Genomic DNA, 20,074 nt, shown 5'->3' on the forward strand with positions numbered 1-20,074 from the left:
CACCCGGATCGGAGGTTCGGTTCTTCCGAACCCTCACTCGCCGAGGACCGGCCACTCCCGGCGGACGCTTTGTAAGAGGCGCTCGCGTATGCCGCCGCCGGTCTGGTGGGGTTGTGGGGGGTCTCGCATGTGATCCCGACGCGGGCCGTCGTCGACGGATTCGGGGAGATCTCCGCGGACAACCGTCGCGTACTGGTCCAGGAGTGGCTGGCTGAGGCGGTGACCATGTGGTCTCTTGCTGCGCTGGTCATCGTGGTCACCGTGGTCGGTGGGGGGACGTCCGTGGCCGACTGGGTATACCGCGTGATCTCGGGAACGTTGCTCGTCCTCGCGGTGCTGACAACTGTCACCGGCGCCCGCACGAAGGTCGTCTGGTTCAAGGTTTGCCCAGTGTTGCTGACCGGCTCGGCAGTGCTGTTGCTCGTTGCCGGCCTCAGCTGAATCGCGATCCTGGAAGAACGATCACGGTGACTCGGCCTGTCAGGCGGCCTGAGCTTCACCCACCGGCCCGTCGGGCCGTTCGGCGATTTCCGCGACGTCGTGGAGGGCAAACGGGCGGTTCCTCCGAACGAATGAGTCCGCCCGTGGACAGGGCAGGCCGCCGAGGGCACGTGGTAGGTCCCTGGAAAGGACCCTCCGTACAACGGGAGCAAGGGTGCGACGCATTCTCGTCATCGACGGCCATCCGGACGCCGGCAGTTACTGCGCCGCCTTGGCGGACGCTTACGTCGAGGGCGCCGGGGAGGGCGGGCACGAGGTACGACTGTTGCGCTTGAGGGACATGCGTTTCGACCCGGTCCTCCACGGCGGTTTCACCCGCCCGCAGCCGCTGGAGCCCGATCTCGTGGAGGCGCGGGACGCGGTGCGTTGGAACCGCCGTCGTAGCGGAACATCGACGCCCCGTCGGTCACCTTGCGCTCGAAGGCAGAGGGTGCGGCCTGGTTGACGGTCCGTCAGGGCCTGCGGAGTGCGGCTGTGCCGTACTCCCAGAGGCGGTCCGCTGTCTGTGGGGCGAGCGCGTGGGTGGCCACGCCGGCGGTCGGGTTCTCGTCGCCCCGGACGGTGCGCGCCTCCTGGTTGTCCTCGAAGTAGCGGCCGGTGACGCCCTCGACGAGGGGCGAGGCGGCCAGCAGGACGGAGGTCGCGGCGCCCTGGGCGGGGGTCTTGTAGTACGGCAGCGGCCGCAGGTTGCCCTCGTCGTCCATGACACCGAACGCGCGCATCGTGTCGTCGTCGAGGTGCCGTTGCAGGCCGGTGAGGATGTAGCCCGGGGTGAGGGCGTTGGCCGTGATTCCGTCGGCCGCCCAGCGGCGGGCGGCGCCCACGGTGAGGAGGACACCGGCGGTCTTCGACTGCCCGTAGGCGACCCAGGGGTCGTACGGCCGCCGCTCGAAGTGGGGGTCCTCGAAGTCGAAGGGCGCGCCCAGGTGGGCGCCGGAGCTGACGACGACGATGCGGGCGGAACCGGCGGACCTCAGGGCCGGATGCAGGCCGGCGGCCAGGGCGAAGTGGCCCAGGTAGTTGGTGGCGAGCTGCATCTCCCAGCCGCCGGGAGTGAGGGTGCGCGCAGGCAGGGCCATGATCCCCGCGTTCGCGACGAGGACGTCGAGCGGGCCGTGCCACGCCCGCGCGAAGGCGTCGACGGACGCCGGGTCGGAGAGGTCCAGGGGGGCCGCGCGCACGGTTCCCGCGCCGGGTACGGCGGCCAGTTCCCGGACGAGCGGTTCGGCGGACTCCGGGCGGCGCGTGGCGACGGTGACCTCCGCGCCGGCGGTGGCCAGAGCCCGGACGGTCTCGGCGCCGAGGCCGGAGGCGCCACCGGTGACCACGGCCCGTCGGCCGGCGAGGTCCACGCCGTCGATCACCTCCTGCGCGTCGGACCGGGAGGTGAAGGGGGTGGTGAGGAGGGCGGGACCGGGGTCGTTCGGTACGGGCCGGCCGGCTTGAGGGGTCGTCGTCATGCCTTCACGCTACGGTGGGTGGACTGGACGCTCCATGGGTGAGCGTCCGCCATCCTTTAGTCATCGTCCAACAGGGAGGTCTCTCGTGGATCCGCTCGAGGATGTGCTCACCCTGCTGGAGACGCGCAGCCATCTCTCGACGAGCCTGGCGGCGGGAGGGCGCTGGGCGGTGCGGTTCGCACCGCCTGGCGGTGTGAAGTTCAACGCCGTCCGGCGCGGCTCCTGCCTGCTGGAGGTCGACGGCGTCGACGAGTCGATCGCACTGGCGAAGGGTGACTGCTACCTCCTCGCGCACCGGCGCCGCTTCACCCTGCGCAGCGATCCGGGGACCACCCCGGTGGCCGCCGGTCCCGTGTTCGCCCGGGCCGAGGGCGGCGTCGCGAGGGTGGGCTCGGGCGACGACGTGTTCCTGGTCGGAGGGCGGTTCTCGTTCGGCGCCCGCGCCCAGGAGCTGCTGCTGGACCGGTTGCCACCGGTGATCCTCGTTCCGGCCGGCACCCAGCACGCGGAGACGGTGCACTGGGCGCTCACCACGATCGACGAGGAACTGGCGCGCGGGCGGATGGCCGCGACTCTCGTGGCCGAGCACCTCGCCGTCGTCATGCTCGTCCACGTGCTGCGCCTGCACCTCGCGCGCGAGCCCGACGCGGTGTCGGGGTGGCTGGCCGGCCTCGCGGATCCGGTGATCGCGGCGGCGCTGGCCTCGCTGCACCGCGAGCCGGCGCGCTCCTGGACCGTGGCCGACCTGGCACGAACCGCAGCGGTGTCCCGGTCCACGCTGGCCGCCCGCTTCAAGTCCACCGTCGGACAGGGGCCGCTGGAGTACCTCACGCGGTGGCGCATCGAGCTCGCGGCCCGGCAGTTGCGGGACGGCGGCGCCACGCTCGCCTCCATCGCCCACTCGGTGGGATACGGATCCGAGAGCGCCCTCAGCGTCGCCTTCAAGCGAGTCATGGGAACGTCCCCCGGCAACTACCGCAGGCGCCGGGCGAAGCCCCCGTCATAAGCTGAGGCCCGCCGGCGAGGGACGGGAGGGCCCCGATGACCGGGACGACGACGGCGACGGTGGCCGAGGTGATGGCCGAGCTGGCCGCGCTCGAGGATCCGAAGGTCCGTGCGGTGAACGAGAAGCACGGCGACGACCACGGGGTGAACCTCGGCAAGCTGCGTGCGCTCGCCAAGCGGCTGAAGACGCAGCAGGACCTCGCCCGCGAGCTCTGGGGCACGGGGGACACCGCGGCCCGGCTGCTGGCGCTGCTCATCTGCCGCCCGAAGGCGTTCGAGCGCGACGAGCTGGACGGCATGCTGCGCGAGGCGCGCACGCCGAAGGTGCACGACTGGCTCGTGAACTACGTGGTGAAGAAGAGCCCGCACGCCGAGGAGCTGCGCGTCGCCTGGTTCGCCGATCCCGATCCGGTCGTCGCGAGCGCCGGCTGGGCGCTGACCACCGACCGTGTGGCGAAGAAGCCCGAGGGACTGGATCTACCGGCGCTGCTCGACGTCGTCGAGGCGGAGATGAAACATGCCCCGGACCGTCTGCAGTGGGCGATGAACCACTGTCTGGCCCGGATCGGGATCGAGCACGCCGAACACCGCGCCCGCGCGATCGGCATCGGTGAGCGTCTGGAGGTGCTCAAGGACTACCCGACGTCCCCGGGCTGCACATCGCCGTTCGCACCGGTCTGGATCGATGAGATGGTGCGCCGGCAGCAGGGTGAGTAGCTCCAGCGGCTTCGCCCCACCCCGGGCGGCGAAAAGGAATGGCGGTCCCATGGGCGCGGCGTCGAGCATGTGGCCCATGACTGATGAACCCGCGCGATGGACCAAGGCGACCGTCTACCCCGACATGTGGGCCGACCCGGACGACGATCCCCGGAACAACGAAGGGCCGGGCCCGGACGGGGAGTTGCCGACACTGGAGGGGGTCCTCAGGGATTACCGGCTGACCCTGCGGATGAAGTGCGAGGGCCTGGACGCGGAGCAGTTGGCGCGGCGGTCGGTGCCGCCGTCGACGATGTCGCTGCTCGGGCTGCTGCGTCACCTCGCCGAGGCGGAACGGGACTGGCGCAACTGGATCAGCGACGGGGAGCCGCTGCCGAAGCTGTACGGCAGGCGCGACGGGGACTTCGACGGGGCCGTGGCGGATCAGGCCGTGGTCGACGCCGCGTACGCCGATCTGGAGCGCGAGCAGGCCGCGACCGACGCCGCGCTGGCCGGACACCCGGACCTGGGTGAGCGGTTGGGGCAGGAGGGCGTCGCGGTCCGGGAGCTGCTCGTGCACCGGATCGAGGAGTACGCCCGGCACTGCGGCCACGCCGACCTGTTGCGTGAGTGCGTCGACGGACGGGTGGGCCAGTAGAGGGTTGGACGGGGGCTGTCGTCCGCCGGGGGTCAGGTGCGGCGGAGGGCGCCGCTGCGGCGTAGGCGGCGTACGACGGAGCGGAGTTCGGGGGTCGGCGCGGGGGCGGGCTCCCCGGGGGTGGGCGCGGTCCACAGGGCCAGTTCGCGGTCGTGGGGGCCGTGGACGGTGTGCGGGGTGCCGTCGCCGAAGACGCGGACCGGGTGGTCCTCGTTCCAGCGTTCCCACCCCGGGGACCCGTCGGTGACGAACCGTACCCACGCCCCGTGCATCGCGTCGGCCAGGTCCTGCGGCGCGCCCTCGCCGGCGAGCTTGCGGGCGTCGGGCTCGTCGCCGCTGTCGAAGACGAAACCCAGTTCCAGGGCATGGCAGGCGCCCATGCCGGGGCGCCGCGAGGGCCAGGCGAACTCGTAGACGTACGACGGCTCTTCGCGGCCGTCGGCGAGGCGGTGCAGGGGGATGCGGAGCAGGTGGTCGGTGACCATCTGGCCGACGAGTTCCGCGGTGCCGGCGTCCGGGCGCAGGGCGCGGTAGCCGCGCGGCACCTCGCTGCCGACACGGCAGCGGGCCATCGCGCCGGCGAGGGCGACCGCGCCCAGGCGGTCGACGCGTTCCACCAGGCCGCCGGGGACGAGCCAGAGACGGTACTCGTCGCGGGTCCAGCCGGTCAGGAGGCCGACGCCCCGGGCCGCGCCGTCGGTGAGGGCCTCCAGGGGGTCGCGCGGTACGAGGTCACCGTCGACGACGACGCCGAAGGCGGGGCCGCCGAGTATCGGGCTGCTGCGGCGGCCGATGTCGGCCTGGACGCGCAGCAGGTGGCCGCGGTCGACGGCGGCGAAGGCCTCCGCGGTCGCGGGGACCTTCAGGCGGTGCGCCATGCGGCGGACCATACGGCGCACCTTGTCGCGGTCCGTGACCTCGGGCGGGCCGCTCTGCAGCACGGCCCGTCGGACCAGCCCCCGGGCCTGCGGGGCGGCGAGGAGCGCACCCGTGCTGATCGCTCCGGCGGACTGGCCGCCGAGGGTGATGCGGTCCGGGTCGCCGCCGAACGCCTCGATCGAGTCGTGCACCCAGCGGAGCGCGGCGAGCTGGTCGCGCAGGCCGGGGTTGGCGGGGGCGTCCGGGAAGAGGCCGTAGCCCTCGACGCCGAGGCGGTAGTTGAGCGACACGAACACCACGCCGTCGCGGGCGAAGGTGTGGCCGTCGTAGACGGGGACCGCCGAGGAGCCCCTGGTCAGGGCGCCGCCGTGGAGCCATATGAAGACCGGCAGGCGGGCGCCGGGGCCGGGGTCGGGGGTCCACACGTTGAGGTTGAGGCAGTCGTCGCCGGGGATCGCCGGGTCGGAGAGGTACTGGGCGAAGGCGTCCGAGTACGGGGGTTTGGGGGCCGTCGGGCCGAAGGCGGCTGCTTCGCGTATGCCGTCCCAGTGGTCCGGCGGGACCGGCGGGCGGAAGCGGCGGGGACCGAAGGGGGGTGCCGCGTAGGGGATGCCCCGGAAGACGGCCACGGACCGCTCCCAGCGGCCGCGCACGGCTCCGTACGGGGTTCTGATCACGGGGTTCTCACGGTCTGCCGTCATGTGTGCCCACCAGCCCTTCATGGCGCCGCGCCGCTTCGCGCACCGGCCGAACCCGCCGGTAACAGAGAAGCACCTCTGCGCCCCCCGGTATTCCTGGGGGCATGTCGGCGTTCTTCCCGCCCCGGTACGCCGGATCTACAGTAGGAGCACAATAGGAAGCGCTTTCTATCGCGCTGTCCGATCGGTGAGGGGTGGGGACTCGATGGCCCGTGCGGGGAGTGCCGGCGCGACGGCGGGGCCGACGCTGGCGGTGGTGGCCCGGGAGGCGGGGGTGTCGGTGCCGACCGCGTCCAAGGTGGTCAACGGCCGTCAGGACGTGGCTCCCGAGACCCGCCGCCGCGTCACCGAGGCACTGGACCGGCTCGGCTACGTCAGAAGACCCCGGTTCGACGGCGGCAGGCCGCCGCGTCTGGTGGATCTGGTCGTGCACTCGCTGGACACCTCCGGTGCGGGCGCGGTGCTGCACGGCGCGGAGGACGCCGCCGACGACGCGGGACTGGAGCTCGTCGTCTCGGCCGCCCTGCCGCGCAGCCGTCCGGAACGTCCGGAGCCGCCGGAGCGTCCGGAGCGGAGCTGGCTGGACAAGCTCGTCCTGCGGGGGTCGTCGGGGGTGCTGTTCCACCTGGCCGAGCTGAGCGACCCGCAGTACGCGTGGCTCGAGCAGCACCGCATCCCGTACGTGATGATCGACCCGGCGCGCGAACCGCCGGCGGGCGTGGTCTCGGTGGGGGCGGCGAACTGGCGGGGCGGGGTGACGGCGACCGAGCACCTGCTGTCGCTGGGCCATGAGCGCATCGCGGTCATGGCCGGGCACCGCCACACGCTGGGCGCCGACGCGCGGATCGCCGGCTACCGCTCGGCGCTCGCCGCGGCGGGCGTACGGCACCGGCCCGAGTACGTGCGGCACGCCGGTTCCGGTGAGAGCGCGGCCGGCCGCCGCATGCGTGAACTCCTCGCGCTGCCCGAGCCGCCCACGGCCGTCTTCGTCTGCTCGGACCGCATGGCGCTCGGGGTCTACGCGGCCCTGGCCGAGCGCGGTCTGCGCGTGCCGGACGACATCAGCGTGGTCGGCTTCGACGACCTGCCCGAGGCCCGCTGGCTCACCCCCGCGCTGACGACCGTCCGCCAGCCCCTCTCCGAGATGGCGGCGACGGCGCTCCGCCTCCTCCTGCGCATGATGGACGGCCACCGCCCGGAGAGCACCCGTACGGAACTGTCGACCCGGCTCGTGCAGCGGGCCAGCACGGCACGGCCGCAGGGTCCGGCCGACGGGGCGGGGAGGCTTCCTTAGCACGGCGGAACACGTGGGAGGACCGTTTCGGCCCGCCATCAACCGTGCCGGTGACATGGCCCGTTGTGTCCCCGTCCCTCCCCATATCCTGCGCGCGTGACGAACGACGTGACGAGCGCCATACCGGGCGCGTCCGCCGGGACCGGATCCCCGGAGGGCGACGGGACACCGCGTCCCCCGTGGCTGCGGCGCGCCGCGCTGCGGGTGCGCGACGCCGCCGCCGGAGCCTGGGTGATCACCCTCCTGCTGCTGGCCGATCTCGTGACCGTCCTCGGGGCGGGCGCGGTCTGGCTGACGCTCGGCGGGGACCCCGCGGTGGTGGGCGTGACGGCGGCGGCCCTGCTGGCCTTCGCCGCCGCGATGCTGCCGCTGATCGCGCGCCGGGGTCCGGACGGACAGCCGCCGCTGTGGCCGCCGTTCGTCCTGGTGGTGATTCCGCTGGCGGTGCTGGCCGTCGGCCTGCCCGCCTTCGGCACGTGGATGTTCCTGGACAGCCGTCCCGTGGACGTGAGGCATCGCGTCACGCTCGACGGCACCCCTCCGCTGGCGCACGGCGACACCGTCGTCGCCACCGTGCGCACCGACGACCCCAGGCCTCGGCTCACCATCGCCTTCGACGTGGCCCCGCACGACCCCGCCGCCCCGGTGTGCGTGCCCGGCACGAAGCTGACCGTGACCTCCAAGGCGGGCGCGGGCAAGGACCAGGCGCGTACGGGCGTCCCCGGTCAGGAGTTCACCTTCGACCTGGGACGGGGCATGCGCGAGGTCGAGCTGTCCGTCCTGCTCCACGCGGAGCCCGGCTGCGAAGTGAACCTGTCCGTCGCCTCCGCGCACCTGGACGACTAGGAAGAAGGCCCAGTGACGAACGAGCCACGCCGCCCGCGCCCCCTCCGCTCCCTCGGTCACCGGTGCGCGCGGGTCGCTGCCGCGGCCCTGCTGCTCGCCCTCGCGGGCTGCGGCTGGACGGCGGACGGAGCGGACGAGAAGTCCTCCCTGATCGGCCATGTCTTCATCGGCGGCAAGAACGACCAGCCCGGCTTCAACCTCCACAGCGGGCACACCGACCGCGGTTTCGAACCGGACCTGGCCGCCTACCTCGGCAAGCGGATCGGTTTCGCACCGAAGTGGCACGACGTGGTGTCCGCCAAGCGGGAGCAGGAACTCGTCGACAAGGCTTCCGCCCTGGTCATCGCCACCTACTCCATCACCCCGCAGCGGGACGAGCAGGTCGACTTCGTGGGGCCCTACTTCGTCACCCGGCAGGGCTTCCTGGTCCGCGAGGACTACCAGGGCATCAGGACCGAGAAGGACGTGGCGGGAAAGGTGATCTGCACCGTCGAGGGTTCGACGTCGGCCCTCGCCGCGCTGCCCGGCGGAGCGACGCCGCACACGGAGAGCGACTACTCGACCTGCGTGCGCAAGCTCCAACAGGGCGACATCGACGCCGTGTTCACCGACGAGGCGCTGCTCTACGGGTACGTGGAACAGCAGAAGAACAGCAGCACACCCGTGAGGGTGGTGCCCGACGTCTCCTTCGGCAACATCAACCGGTACGGCATCGCGCTGCCGGAGGACCGGCGGGGCGACTGCGACAAGCTGCGCGAGGCCCTGCGCGACTACATCAGCGAGGAATGGGCCAGCGATGTGAAGGCCCAGCTGCCCGCGCTGGTCGCCGCCTATCCGGGCGACTGGGAGAACCGCTTCCGGCCCGACCCCGAGGACGTGGACACGTACTCCTCGTGCAAGCCGTGATCAACGGCCGGCGGCCCAGGTGATGCCGCCGAGCAGATGGGCGCGGAAGTCCGGGTCGGCATAGGCCTCGGCGGTGTGGCCGAGGGCCGTGTAGAAGACCCGGCCCGCGCCCTGCTCGCGGCACCAGACCAGCGGGTGGTCCTCGCCCATGCCGCCGCCGTCGTACGACGTCTCGTCGGCGGAGACCAGGACCCGCGCCTTCCCGCGCGGGCTGGTGCGGAAGTCGTACCACTCGTCCGTGCGGTGCCAGACGGGGGGCAGGTGCCGGGTGGCCGGGTGGTCGCCGTCCTCGACCACCGCCCGGCCCGGCTGGAGGGCGGGGTGGCGTGCGAAGCGGGCGCCGAGGAGTTCCCCGTAGTACGGCCATGCGTACTCCGTGCAGGCGGCGGCGTGCACCCCGACGAACCCGCCGCCCGACTCGACGTACCGCGTGAGCCGCTCGCGTCCGGCCGGCGTGAGCACCGTTCCGCTGGTGGAGAGGAAGACGACGGCCGCATACCGGTCGAGGGCGTCTTCGAGGGCCTCCGGGGCCTCGGTGGCGTGCACGTCGAAGCCGCCCGGGCCGCGCAGGGCGGCGACACCGGCCGGGATGGATTCGTGCCGGTAGTCGGTTGTGCGGGTGTAGACGAGAAGTGCGGGCGCGGCCATAGCCGGAGCCTACGACGACCACAGCGGGGCGGGCCGGCGGTCCGCCGCGGAGAGGGGACGGGAGCCGATGAGCCTTCGTCAGTTCGAGTACGCCCTGGCCATCGCCGAGGAGGGCTCGGTGACGGCGGCGGCGGAGCGGCTGCACGTCGCCCAGCCGTCGGTGTCCCAGCAGATCCGCGGCCTGGAACGGGAGCTCGGTGTGCAGCTGTTCGCCCGCACACCGACCGGGCTGGTGCCGACCGTGGTCGGCCGTGCGTTCCTGCGGGAGGCGCAGGTCGCGGTGAGCGCGTCGCGGCGGGCGCGGGCGACGGCGCGGGCCGGTGCCGACGACCTGGTGGGCGAGCTGGTGGTGGCGGTGCAGATGGGCTTCGGCACCCGCCAGTTGCCACGCGCGCTGGGCGAGCTGCGCCGGCGCTTCCCCCGGCTGGAGGTCAGTGTCTTCGAGGAGCCGAGCGGCGCCGAGCTGGACCGGCTGTGCCGCCGGGGCACGCTGGACTTCTCCCTGATGGCGGCGTGCGAGCGGAGCCCCGCCAACGCCCACCACCTCGGCGACGAGGAGCTCGTCGTGGTGCTGGGCGAAGGGCATCCGCAGCTCGCCGCGGACCGGGTCGAGCTGCGGGAACTGGACGGGGAGCCGTGGGTGAGGTTCGACCGTGACAGCGTGCTCGACGGCGCACTGCTGAAGGTGCTGCGGGACAACGATCTGGCCCCGGTCACGGCCGCCCGCGTGTCCCAGACGTCGACGGCCGTGCGCTGGGCCGCCCACGGGCTGGGGGTGACGCTGGTCCCGGCCTCGGCGGTGCCCCAGGGTCATGAGCACCTCGTCCGCCCGGTGTCCCCGGCGGTGTCCCAGCCCGTCATCGCCGTGGTACGGCAGGAGGCGGGCCCGGCGGAGACGGCGTTGCTCGAACTGCTGCGGCAGGAAAGCTGGTCCGGGTCCGAGGCCCGCTCCTCGTCGAAGGCCCCGTCCGTTCCCGCACCCGCTTCGTACACCCCCGTGGCCTGACGACCGGCGCCAACCCGGGGGTGCCGGTTCAGAGCTGGGTGGCGCCCCCGTCCACGGCCAGCTCGGTTCCCGCCGTGTACGTGGCGTCGAAGGCGAGGAAGGCGGCCGCTCGCGCGATCTCCTCCGGGGTGCCGAAGCGGCGCATGGGATTGGCCGCGACCCGCTCCGCCTTGAACTGCTCGGCGGCCTCCGCGGTCATCGTCTTCTCCAGGATCCCCGTGTCGATGGGACCGGGGCTGATCGCGTTGACACGGATGCCGCGCGGCAGCAGGTCGCCGGAGAGGGTGCGGGCCATCGAGCGCAGAGCCGCCTTTCCGGCCGAGTAGACACTGCTCTCCGGCAGGCCCATGACGTTCGCGGCCGAGGTGGTGAGGACCACCCCCGCGCCCGGGGTCAGCAGCGGGGCGAGTTTCTGCACGGTGAAGAAGGCGCCCTTGACGTTGATCGCGAACAGCTCGTCGTAGACCTCCTCGGTCGTCGACTCGAACGGCGTCGGGACGGTGACACCGGCGTTGATGAACAGCGCGTCGACCGTGCCGAGTTCGCCCTTCACCCGGTCGGCCAGGGCGTCCAGGTCGGGCAGTGAGGCCACATCGCCCCGGACGGCCGGCGCGTTCTCACCGAGCCGCTCCCGCGCCGCGTCGAGCGTGTCCTGCGAACGGCCGGTGATCACCACGCGCGCTCCGCCGTCCACCAGCAGCTTCGCCGTCGCGAATCCGATTCCGCTGCCGCCGCCGGTGACCACCGCTTTCTTGCCGTCGTACGCACCCATACCGAAGTCCTTTCGGTCCATCTGTCAGACATTGATTCCAGAGATCGGTTGCGGAATTCCGCCGTGGTCACGCCCGGGGGAATTCGCCGCCGTCCACGACGAGATGGGCGCTGGTGATCCAGCTCGCCCGGTCGGACACGAGGAACAGCACCGCCTGGGCGAGGTCGTCGGGCGTGCCGTCGCGTCCCAGCGGCGGGGTGGCGGTGGCGGTGCCGTCCCCGTACAGGCGGGCCCACTCCTCCCGCGTCGCCTCGCCGCCGGGGGTGGCGGTCCTGCCGGGAGACACGGTGTTGACCCGGATCCCGGAGGGGGCCAGCTCCGTGGCCAGTCCCCGGCTGTAGTTCTCCAGCGCCGCCTTGGCCGCCGTGTAGTGCAGGAAGTAGGGGCCCGGCACGGGCGTCGCGGCCGAGGAGACGTGCACGATCGCTCCCGAGCCGCGTTCGCGCATCTCCGGGATCACGAGCCGGTCCAGCCGCACCGCCGCGAGCAGGTTCAGGTCCAGCGTGTCCTGCCACGCCTCGTCGGAGGTGCCCGTGGCGCCGCCCTGCGCCCGCGCCCCGCCCACGGTGTGGACCACGATGTCGACCCCGCCCAGGACCTCCCGCGCGGACGCGGCGACCGCGTCGATTCCCGCCCGGGTCCGCACGTCGGCCGCCACGAAGTGGGCCTTCCCGGGTATCCCGCTCGTCGCCGACCGGGCGGTCGTGAGCACCTCGGCGCCCGCGTCCAGCAGATGGCGCACCACGGCGGCTCCGATGCCCTGGGAACCGCCCGTGACCACGGCCCGCTTTTCCGCGAGTTCCGGCTTTTCGAATTCGCTCCGGACTGTGCCCATGCCACCCACTCATTTCTCTCGATTGCTTTTCCGTTCACGCCGTTTCACCGTACGTTCGCGAAATGGCGAGGGGCAAAGACGAAAAGGCAGCAGGGGGCATAGGCGTGCCCTATGGGCTCGCAGGTCCGGTCTTCCGGTCCGGTCTTCCGGGTCCCACCCGTGTCCGATTCCTTCAAGACCCGTCCGCCCGGCCGGCCCTACGGTGGGCCGCATGAGCGCACGATTCGATGCCATCGGGATGGTCGTCTCCGACATGGCCGCCTCTGTCGCCTTCTACCGGCGGCTCGGGTTCGCCTTTCCGGAGGGGGCCGGGACACAAGGACATGTGGAGGCCGAACTGCCGGGCGGGCTCCGGCTGTTGCTGGACACGGAGGAGGTGGTCCGGTCCTTCCACCCGGAATGGGAACCGCCGTCCGGCGGGGGCAGGACGTCAATCGCGCTGCGGTGCGACAGTCCCGCGGAGGTGGACGCCCTGTTCGCGGAGCTCACCGCGGCCGGAAGCGAGGGCGAGCTGAAGCCGTGGGACGCGGTGTGGGGGCAGCGGTACGCCGTCGTCCTCGACCCGGACGGCAACGGGGTGGACCTGTTCGCCCCGCTATCCGCGGGCGAGTAGGTCGCCCAACGGCACACCCGTCAACTGCTTGACGTCGCGGGCCAGATGGGGCTGGTCCGCGTAGCCGGTACGGAGCGCCGTCTCCGCGAACGGGACGCCCGAACGGGCGAGGTCCAGGGCGCGGCGCAGGCGGAGGATGCGGGCCAGGGTCTTGGGCCCGTAGCCGAACGCCGCGAGGGACCGGCGGTGCAACTGGCGGGCGCCCAGGCCCAGTTCGTCGGCGGCCGCGGAGACCGGGCGGCCCGCGTCGAGGGCGGCCACGAGACGGCCGAGCAGGGGGTCGGGCGGGGCGGTCTCCGCGGCCCGTTGCAGGGCCAGTTCCTCCAGGCCCCGCGCCGGGTCGTCTCCGGCGTTGACGCGGGCGGTGAGGCGTCGTACGGCCGCGGCCGGCCACAGGTCGGCCAGGTCGACGCGGCGGTCGCGCAGTTCGTGGGCGGGGACGCCGAGCAGGGCGGGGGCGGTGCCGGGAGCGAAACGGACGCCCGCCCAGACGGTCGGCGGTCCCGTGGTGAGGTGTGCGTGGGTGTCGGGGCCGGCGACCAGGAGGCGTCCGTCGTGCCAGAGGAGGTCCATGCAGCCGTCCGGCAGCACCGCGCCCTGCCCGTCCCTGGACGGCGTGTTGGTCCACACGACCGCGCCCGTCAGCCGCGACGCCCGCTCCCTGTACACGCCCCCAGGCTACGACGCGCGCGTCCGCCACTCCTGGGGGCTGACGTCGTAGGCCCGTTTGAAGGCCGTGGACAGGGCGAAAGCGCTGCCGTAGCCGACCTGGCGGGCGACGGCGCCGATGGTGTCGTCGGTGTCGCGGAGACGGTCCGCGGCGAGGGCGAGGCGCCAGCCCGTGAGGTACGTCATCGGGGGTTCGCCGACGAGTTCCGTGAAGCGGCGGGCCAGCGCGGCGCGGGAGACCCCGGCCTTCGCGGCGAGGGCGGCGACCGTCCAGGGGTGGGCCGGGTCGTCCTGGAGCAGGCGTACGACCGGGCCGACGACCGGGTCGGACAGGGCCAGGTACCAGGCGGGCGGTTCCGCCTCCGGCCGGTCGAACCAGGCACGCAGCGCGGCGATGACCAGCAGGTCGAGCAGCCGGTCCAGGACGACCTCCTGGCCGGGGGCGTCGCGCACGATCTCGTCCATGAGGAAGGGCGTGAGCGGGCAGTCCCACACGTCGGCGGTGAGGGACAGCAGCGGCGGCAGCGCGTCCAGCAGCCGGCCGCCGATCTCGCCGCGCATCTGGTAGGTGCCGATCAGCATCACCGTCCCGCCGTCCGCGCGGTCGCCCCAGGTGCGGACGCCGAGGTCCATGACACCGTTCAGGGGCCGCCCGTCGGGGTAGTGGCACGCGCCGCCGGGCAGGATCAGCGCCTGCGGGGCCGTGTCCGGGTCGTCGGCGCAGGTGTACGCGTCGGGGCCGCGCGCGATGGCGAGGTCGCCGGGGCGCAGCAGGAGCCGCTCCCCCGCGTCCGGCAGGAGCCATGCCTCACCGCGGACGAGGAGCATCACCGTCAGCGGGGCGCGGTCCTCCACACGGACCGCCCAGGGCGGGTCGAAACAGGCCCGGATCATGAACGCGCCGCGGGCTCGGGGGCCCTCGAGCAGGCCGGTGAGAGCGTCCATGGGGTCAGCGTAGACGCGCGCACATGGGAACGAGCCGTTCGGAGATGGTTCCGCGCGGTGTGCGGCAGTTGACTCGGTGGCATGACGGAGAACACGCAGCATGCGAAGGACATGACCCTCGTCGTCACGGGCGCCACGGGACGTACGGGACGGCGGGTGGCGCAGGCAGCCGAAGCGGCCGGGCTGACGGTGCGGGCGGCGTCGCGGGCGACCGGGTTCGACTGGTCGGACCGGGCGACCTGGGCGGACACCCTGCGGGGCGCCGACGCGGCGTACCTGGTGCACCCGGCCGATGTGGGCGCCCCCGGTACGGCGGAGGCGGTCGGCGAGCTCGCCGGGATGGCGCTGGGGCTGGGGGTGCGGCGACTGGTGCTGCTGTCCGCGCGGGGTGAGGACCAGGCGCTGCCCACCGAGGAGGCGCTGCGCGCGTCGGGCGCGGACTGGACGGTCGTCCGGGCGGCGTGGTTCGCGCAGAACTTCAGCGAGGGGCCGCTGGTGGAGGAGCTGCGGCGGGGGGAGCTGGTGTTCCCGGCGGGTGAGGTGGCCGAGCCGTTCGTGGATGTGCGGGACGTCGCGGAGGTGGTGGTGGCCGCGCTGGTGGGTGGGGAGCGGTATGCGAGGCGGACGGTCACGGTGACGGGGCCGCGGCTGCTGACCTGGCGGGAGGCGGTGGCGGAGATCGCGGCGGCGGTGGGGAGGCCGCTGGTGTATCGGGCGGTGCCGGTGCGGGCGTACGGGGAGGCGCTGGTGGGCTTCGGGGTGCCGGCTGGGGAGGCGGCGTTCCTCACGGAGGTGTTCGGGACGTTGCTCGACGGGCGCAATGCGAGCGTGGAGGACGGGGTGCGGCAGGTCTTGGGGCGGGGCCCGCGGGACTTCGCGGAGTTCGCGGCGGAGGAGGCGGCGTCCGGCACGTGGGCGGCGTGAGCCGCGCTTCCTCGCCCCCGCCGCCCCTTCCCGTCCCTGGGGGGCTGCGCCCCCAGCCCCCTTTCGGCCCTTCGGGCCTCGTCCTCAAACGCCGGACGGGCTGAAATGTTCAGCCCGTCCGGCACAATCCAGCCCCTCCGGCGTTTGAGGCGAGGAAGAGTTACTTGTCCTCGCGCGGCGGGGGGCCCTCGCCGTTCTTGGGGTGCGGGGTCTTCGCGTGCGTGCGCAGGCGGCCCGTGACGTCCTCCGGGGGGAGGAAGCGGGACCAGCGTTCCGGGAACTCCGACGGCATGTCGGGATCCGCCTCGCCGGACACCGCCGCGGTGCGGGCGACGTACTCGGCGACCTGCGCCTGCCGCAGCCGCTCGTTCGTCTCGCGCGCCGCGGCCGTGGCGGCGGCGGGCCAGACCCGGTCGATGGCCGCGTTGACGGCCGCGCCCACCAGCACGGCGAACGCCGACACACCGATCCACAGCAGTACGGCGACGGGGGCCGCGAGAGAGCCGTAGATGGTGGGGCCCTCGACGGTGTTGGTGAGGTAGATCCGCAGCAGGAAGCTGCCGAGCACCCACATGCCGAGGGCGACCAGCGCACCGGGCACGTCCTCGATCCACGGGGAGCGCACAGGCACGGAGACGTGGTAGAGCGTCGTGAGGAAGGCGACCGACAGCAGGATCACGACCGGCCAGTACAGGATCTGCACGAGCGTCGTCGACCCGGGCACGAGCCGTACCACCGCGTCCGGCCCCGCGACCATCAACGGCAGGGCGACCGAGCCGATCAGCAGGGCCACGAGGAACAGCAGGAAGGCCAGCAGCCGCGTCTTGACGATGCCCCGGACGCCGTCCAGGCCGTACATGACGGTGATGGTGTCGATGAAGACGTTCACCGCGCGGGAGCCCGACCACACGGCGATCAGGAAGCCGAGGGAGATCACGTCGGGCCGGCCGCCCTTCGTCACGTCCCGCAGGATCGGCTCAGCGATCTGTGACACACCCCGGTCGGAGAGCACCGTGCGGGAGGCGTCCAGAAGGTTGCGCTGCAGGCTCTGGATGGTTTCGGCGCCGGTCCAGGCGTCGACGTAGCCGAGCAGGCCGATCATGCTGAGCAGCAGCGGCGGGACCGACAGCAGCGTGAAGAACGCCGCCTCGGCCGCCAGGCCCAGGATGCGGTACTCCATGCACGAATTGACGGTGTCCTTCAGCAGCAGCCAGGCGGTCCTGCGTTTGGAGACGTTCCGGTAGAGGGCCCGGGCACGGTGGAGGCGGCCGGAGGGCTCGTCGGGGGATTCACTTGCTGGCTGCACGACCTAAAGGTATCCGTCGTGCCTGGTCGCACTCACCCAGAGGCGGGACCGGGGGTGAGCGGACCGGACCGCGGGGTACGTTCGGGACATGGCAGGCACCACGCACACCGTGACCAACCAGGCTCCCCCGCTGGTGCAGTACGACGTCTTCGGCTCCGACCGGGCTCTCGTGGAGGCGGTGGAGCGGCATCTGGCGGCGGACGTGCGGGACGAGGGGCTCTCCGAGCTGTCGGCGCTCGGTCGCACCACCGGGTCCGCGCAGGTGCAGGAGTGGGGGGTGCGGGCCAATGAGCATCCCCCACGGCTGCGCACGCACGACCGCTACGGGCACCGGATCGACGAGGTCGACTTCCACCCCGCCTGGCACCGGCTGCTCGGCAAGGGAGTCTCGGCAGGGCTGACCGCGGCGTGGGGGCGGCCGGGCGGTCATGTGCGGCGGGCTGCGGCGTTCCAGATGTGGACACAGGTGGAGGCGGGCAACGGGTGCCCGCTGTCGATGACCCATGCGGCGGTGCCCGCGCTGCGCGCGGAGCCGGAGCTGGCGGCCGCGTGGGAGCCCCGGCTGACGTCGACGATCTACGACCGGGAGCTGCGGCCTCCCGGGCAGAAGCCCGGTGCCCTGTTCGGGATGGGCATGACGGAGAAGCAGGGCGGCAGCGACGTACGGGCGAACACGACGTCCGCGCGGCCGCTGGCGGAGGACGGCGCCTACGAGCTGACCGGGCACAAGTGGTTCTGCTCGGCGCCGATGTCGGACGCCTTCCTGGTGCTGGCGCAGGCGCCCGGGGGGCTGACGTGTTTCCTGGTGCCGCGCGTGCTGGAGGACGGCACGCGCAACGTGTTCCTCATCCAGCGGCTGAAGGACAAGCTCGGCAACCGGTCCAACGCCTCCGCCGAGGTCGAGTTCGACGGGACGTGGGCGCGCCGGGTCGGGGAGGAGGGGCGCGGGGTGCGCACCATCATCGGGATGGTGGCGGCGACCCGGCTCGACTGTGTGCTGGGCTCGGCGGGGCTGATGCGGCAGGCCGTGGCGCAGGCGGTGCACCACTGCGGGTACCGGGAGGCGTTCGGCGGGAAGCTCGTCGACAAGCCGCTGATGCGCAATGTGCTGGCCGATCTCGCACTGGAGTCGGAGGCGGCCACCACGCTGGCGATGCGGCTGGCGGCGGCGTACGACGACGGCGGTGAGCAGGAGCGGGCGCTGCTGCGGATCGCGGTTCCGGCGGCGAAGTACTGGGTGACCAAGCGGTGCGCGCCGGTCGCGGTGGAGGCGGCGGAGTGCCTGGGCGGGAACGGGTACGTCGAGGAGTCGGGGATGCCGAGGCTGGTGCGGGAGTCGCCGCTGAACTCGATCTGGGAGGGCGCGGGCAACGTCCAGGCGCTGGACGTGCTGCGGGCGCTGCGCCGGGAGCCTGCGGCGCTGGACGCCTATCTGCGGGAGGTCGGGCAGGCGCGCGGGGCGGACCACCGGCTGGACGGGGCGATCAAGAACCTGCTGACGGAGATGGCGGACCTGGAGGGCGTCGAGGGCCGTGCGCGACGGCTGGTGGAACGGCTGGCCCTGGTGCTCCAGGGATCCCTGCTGGTGCGCTACGCGCCGCCGGAGGTGGCGGACGCGTTCTGCGCGGCCCGCCTGGGCGGCGACGCGGGCACGGCCTTCGGCACCCTCCCCCACACCCTGGACCTGGCAACGATCGTGGACCGAGCCCGGCCGGTCTTCTGACAAGGCCGCGCGCACCCGCCCAAGGGGCGCGGGGAGCTGCGCGACCCGCCCTCGCCGCCCCGCAGCCGCCGACGCGCATCAAGCCACACCCCGTGCCGCGCACACCACGGGGGTGGTGCTGCGCCGACACGGCACCACCCCCGCCCCACAGGCCCTGATGAGCCGTGGACGCCGCTCGGGACGGCGTGTCGGTCAAGCTTCAACGAGTGGGGAGCCCGTCCACCAGAGTTGCAGGGGGTTGCAACTTGCTGTTCCCGTGTCGGTACTGAGCGTCTTCACCGGGGGGCAGACGGCAGTATGGATCCGACAGCATTTCTTCCGGGAGGTCCGGTGGCGCTCTCGCCGATGGACGTGACGCATCTGGCCGCCGTCGACACGGCGCGTGCGGCGCGGGTGCTCGACGAGGTCCGCTCCGCCGCGTTGTCCGGACAACGCGCGCCGGTGGCTCCCCGTCCGGTGATCGGACAGTCGTGGGAGCGGATGCTGCGCAGCGGGGTGGACCCCGACCACGGCTTGCGCAGCGGGCTGCTGTCCCGTGAGGAGGTGCAGCGGCGGCGGGAGGCCTCGACGCTGCGGCATGTGCTGCCGGTGCTGCGGGAGGGGCTGCTGTCGGTCGCGGACGTCGCGCACCACATCATGGTGGTGGCCGACGAGGAGGGCCGGGTGCTGTGGCGGGAGGGCAGCGCGCCGGTGCTGCGCAAGGCGGACGGGCTGGGTTTTGAAGTCGGGGCGGACTGGCGCGAGGACGTCGTCGGCACCAACGGGGTGGGCACGCCGGCCGTGACGCGGCGCCCTGTGCAGGTGTTCGCGTCCGAGCACTTCGTACGGTCGCACGCCGCCTGGACGTGCGCCGGGGCGCCGATCACCGACCCCCGGGACGGGCGTCTGATCGGCGTGGTGGACGTGAGCGGCCCGCTGGAGACGATGCACCCGGCCACGCTGGCGTGGGTCGACTCGGTGGCGAAGCTCGCCGAGGCACGCCTGCGGGAGTGGCACGTGCGGTCGCTGGAGCGGCTGCGGGCGGTGGCCGCCCCGGTGCTGGCGCGGGTCGACGGGCGTGCGCTGGTGGTGGACCGGCACGGGTGGACGGCCGCGGTGACGGGCATGCCCTACACGCAGCGGCTGGCGCTGCCCAAGTCGGCGTCGGCGGGCATGCGGTGGCTGCCGGCGCTGGGGCGGTGCTCGCTGGAGCCGCTGGCCGGGGGCTGGCTGGTGCGGGCGGCGGACGAACCGGTGGCGCGGGCGGCGACGCGGATCGTGCTGGACTTCCGGGAGCCGCGCCGCTGGTCCGTGGAGGTGTCCGGCGGGGCGGGCTCCTGGTCCCGCGAACTGAGTCCCCGGCACGGCGAGTTGCTGCATCTGCTGGCCGTGCACCGCGCGGGGCGGAGCGCCGCCGACCTCGCCCGGGACGTCTTCGGCGACCCGGGCCGTACAGTGACGGTCCGCGCGGAGATGTCCCGTGTCCGCCGCTATCTCGGGTCCCTCCTGGACCACCGTCCCTACCGCTTCACGGAGTCGGCGGAGGTGGAGGTCCTCCTGCCGCGCGGCTCGGGCTGAGCGGTCCGTCAAGGGCGCCGAGGGGCGTACACATGTACGTGGGTACGTGCCCGGTGGCGGTTGGTTCGCATAATTGCAGGGTCTTTGTCTCCTCCGGCGGCCGGCTGTCGTAACATCCGGGTACGGGCCACCC

At 73.0% G+C, this 20,074-nt stretch carries 21 protein-coding genes; 13 read left to right on the forward strand and 8 right to left on the reverse strand.

Annotation, left to right across the window (positions count from 1 at the left end):
- Positions 1 to 129: 129 nt before the first annotated feature.
- Positions 130 to 441, forward strand: a complete 312-nt coding sequence (locus ACZ44S_RS05760; RefSeq protein WP_466924831.1) for a hypothetical protein — start codon at positions 130 to 132, stop codon at positions 439 to 441.
- Between the two features lie 214 nt (positions 442 to 655).
- Complete coding sequence (locus tag ACZ44S_RS05765; RefSeq protein WP_466924833.1) at positions 656 to 946, forward strand: NAD(P)H-dependent oxidoreductase; 291 nt, start codon at positions 656 to 658, stop codon at positions 944 to 946.
- A 7-nt stretch (positions 947 to 953) separates the two neighbouring features.
- On the opposite strand, the gene ACZ44S_RS05770 is transcribed toward ACZ44S_RS05765, so the two are convergent.
- Complete coding sequence (locus tag ACZ44S_RS05770; protein ID WP_466924835.1) at positions 954 to 1,961, reverse strand: SDR family NAD(P)-dependent oxidoreductase; 1,008 nt, start codon at positions 1,959 to 1,961, stop codon at positions 954 to 956.
- Positions 1,962 to 2,046: 85 nt separating this feature from the next.
- Here ACZ44S_RS05770 and ACZ44S_RS05775 point away from each other — a divergent pair, with 85 nt between their 5' ends.
- The 3 genes from ACZ44S_RS05775 to ACZ44S_RS05785 all read left to right on the forward strand — a co-directional run bounded on the left by ACZ44S_RS05775 (position 2,047) and on the right by ACZ44S_RS05785 (position 4,320).
- On the forward strand, positions 2,047 to 2,967 hold the full coding sequence (locus ACZ44S_RS05775) for an AraC family transcriptional regulator (protein ID WP_466924838.1): 921 nt from the start codon (positions 2,047 to 2,049) through the stop codon (positions 2,965 to 2,967).
- A gap of 35 nt (positions 2,968 to 3,002) precedes the next feature.
- On the forward strand, positions 3,003 to 3,683 hold the full coding sequence (locus ACZ44S_RS05780; RefSeq protein ID WP_466924841.1) for a DNA alkylation repair protein: 681 nt from the start codon (positions 3,003 to 3,005) through the stop codon (positions 3,681 to 3,683).
- Positions 3,684 to 3,759: 76 nt separating this feature from the next.
- Positions 3,760 to 4,320 carry a DinB family protein gene (locus ACZ44S_RS05785; protein WP_466924844.1) on the forward strand — a complete coding sequence of 187 codons (561 nt, stop codon included), beginning with the start codon at positions 3,760 to 3,762 and terminating at the stop codon, positions 4,318 to 4,320.
- A gap of 32 nt (positions 4,321 to 4,352) precedes the next feature.
- Here ACZ44S_RS05785 and ACZ44S_RS05790 read toward each other — a convergent pair whose 3' ends face one another.
- The gene (locus tag ACZ44S_RS05790) at positions 4,353 to 5,900 is read right to left on the reverse strand and encodes a carboxylesterase/lipase family protein (RefSeq protein ID WP_466924846.1); all 1,548 of its coding nucleotides are present in this window, start codon (positions 5,898 to 5,900) and stop codon (positions 4,353 to 4,355) included.
- A gap of 202 nt (positions 5,901 to 6,102) precedes the next feature.
- Between ACZ44S_RS05790 and ACZ44S_RS05795 the strand changes: the two genes are divergently transcribed.
- The 3 genes from ACZ44S_RS05795 to ACZ44S_RS05805 all read left to right on the forward strand — a co-directional run bounded on the left by ACZ44S_RS05795 (position 6,103) and on the right by ACZ44S_RS05805 (position 8,943).
- Positions 6,103 to 7,191, forward strand: coding sequence for a LacI family DNA-binding transcriptional regulator (locus ACZ44S_RS05795; protein ID WP_466924848.1), 1,089 nt, complete (start codon positions 6,103 to 6,105; stop codon positions 7,189 to 7,191).
- A gap of 96 nt (positions 7,192 to 7,287) precedes the next feature.
- A complete protein-coding gene (locus ACZ44S_RS05800; RefSeq protein WP_466924850.1) occupies positions 7,288 to 8,037 on the forward strand; it encodes a hypothetical protein in 750 nt (249 codons plus the stop codon).
- A gap of 12 nt (positions 8,038 to 8,049) precedes the next feature.
- Positions 8,050 to 8,943 (forward strand): transporter substrate-binding domain-containing protein, encoded by an 894-nt coding sequence (locus ACZ44S_RS05805; RefSeq protein WP_466924853.1) that lies wholly within the window; start codon positions 8,050 to 8,052, stop codon positions 8,941 to 8,943.
- Here ACZ44S_RS05805 and ACZ44S_RS05810 read toward each other — a convergent pair whose 3' ends face one another.
- Positions 8,944 to 9,591 carry a ThuA domain-containing protein gene (locus tag ACZ44S_RS05810; RefSeq protein WP_466924856.1) on the reverse strand — a complete coding sequence of 216 codons (648 nt, stop codon included), beginning with the start codon at positions 9,589 to 9,591 and terminating at the stop codon, positions 8,944 to 8,946.
- A gap of 67 nt (positions 9,592 to 9,658) precedes the next feature.
- Here ACZ44S_RS05810 and ACZ44S_RS05815 point away from each other — a divergent pair, with 67 nt between their 5' ends.
- Positions 9,659 to 10,597, forward strand: a complete 939-nt coding sequence (locus ACZ44S_RS05815) for a LysR family transcriptional regulator (RefSeq protein WP_466924858.1) — start codon at positions 9,659 to 9,661, stop codon at positions 10,595 to 10,597.
- 28 nt (positions 10,598 to 10,625) lie between these two features.
- Here the strand turns inward: ACZ44S_RS05815 and ACZ44S_RS05820 are convergent, their stop codons facing one another.
- Positions 10,626 to 11,369 (reverse strand): SDR family oxidoreductase, encoded by a 744-nt coding sequence (locus tag ACZ44S_RS05820; protein WP_466925188.1) that lies wholly within the window; start codon positions 11,367 to 11,369, stop codon positions 10,626 to 10,628.
- A 67-nt stretch (positions 11,370 to 11,436) separates the two neighbouring features.
- Complete coding sequence (locus tag ACZ44S_RS05825; protein WP_466924860.1) at positions 11,437 to 12,204, reverse strand: SDR family oxidoreductase; 768 nt, start codon at positions 12,202 to 12,204, stop codon at positions 11,437 to 11,439.
- A 211-nt stretch (positions 12,205 to 12,415) separates the two neighbouring features.
- Here ACZ44S_RS05825 and ACZ44S_RS05830 point away from each other — a divergent pair, with 211 nt between their 5' ends.
- Positions 12,416 to 12,817 (forward strand): VOC family protein, encoded by a 402-nt coding sequence (locus ACZ44S_RS05830; RefSeq protein WP_466924863.1) that lies wholly within the window; start codon positions 12,416 to 12,418, stop codon positions 12,815 to 12,817.
- On the opposite strand, the gene ACZ44S_RS05835 is transcribed toward ACZ44S_RS05830, so the two are convergent.
- The gene (locus tag ACZ44S_RS05835) at positions 12,800 to 13,486 is read right to left on the reverse strand and encodes a helix-turn-helix domain-containing protein (protein ID WP_466924865.1); all 687 of its coding nucleotides are present in this window, start codon (positions 13,484 to 13,486) and stop codon (positions 12,800 to 12,802) included. The genes ACZ44S_RS05830 and ACZ44S_RS05835 overlap by 18 nt on opposite strands.
- Before the next feature lie 9 nt (positions 13,487 to 13,495).
- Complete coding sequence (locus ACZ44S_RS05840; protein WP_466924867.1) at positions 13,496 to 14,431, reverse strand: AraC family transcriptional regulator; 936 nt, start codon at positions 14,429 to 14,431, stop codon at positions 13,496 to 13,498.
- Between the two features lie 81 nt (positions 14,432 to 14,512).
- On the opposite strand from ACZ44S_RS05840, the gene ACZ44S_RS05845 reads away from it, so the two are divergent.
- A complete protein-coding gene (locus tag ACZ44S_RS05845) occupies positions 14,513 to 15,355 on the forward strand; it encodes an NmrA family NAD(P)-binding protein (RefSeq protein ID WP_466924869.1) in 843 nt (280 codons plus the stop codon).
- 160 nt (positions 15,356 to 15,515) lie between these two features.
- Here the strand turns inward: ACZ44S_RS05845 and ACZ44S_RS05850 are convergent, their stop codons facing one another.
- Positions 15,516 to 16,661, reverse strand: a complete 1,146-nt coding sequence (locus ACZ44S_RS05850; RefSeq protein WP_466924871.1) for a YihY/virulence factor BrkB family protein — start codon at positions 16,659 to 16,661, stop codon at positions 15,516 to 15,518.
- Positions 16,662 to 16,749: 88 nt separating this feature from the next.
- Here ACZ44S_RS05850 and ACZ44S_RS05855 point away from each other — a divergent pair, with 88 nt between their 5' ends.
- Both ACZ44S_RS05855 and ACZ44S_RS05860 read left to right on the forward strand, forming a co-directional pair.
- The gene (locus ACZ44S_RS05855; protein ID WP_466924873.1) at positions 16,750 to 18,384 is read left to right on the forward strand and encodes an acyl-CoA dehydrogenase family protein; all 1,635 of its coding nucleotides are present in this window, start codon (positions 16,750 to 16,752) and stop codon (positions 18,382 to 18,384) included.
- Between the two features lie 345 nt (positions 18,385 to 18,729).
- Positions 18,730 to 19,941, forward strand: a complete 1,212-nt coding sequence (locus tag ACZ44S_RS05860; RefSeq protein WP_466925191.1) for a helix-turn-helix domain-containing protein — start codon at positions 18,730 to 18,732, stop codon at positions 19,939 to 19,941.
- Positions 19,942 to 20,074 lie beyond the last annotated feature (133 nt).

Source organism: Streptomyces malachitofuscus (assembly GCF_055571035.1).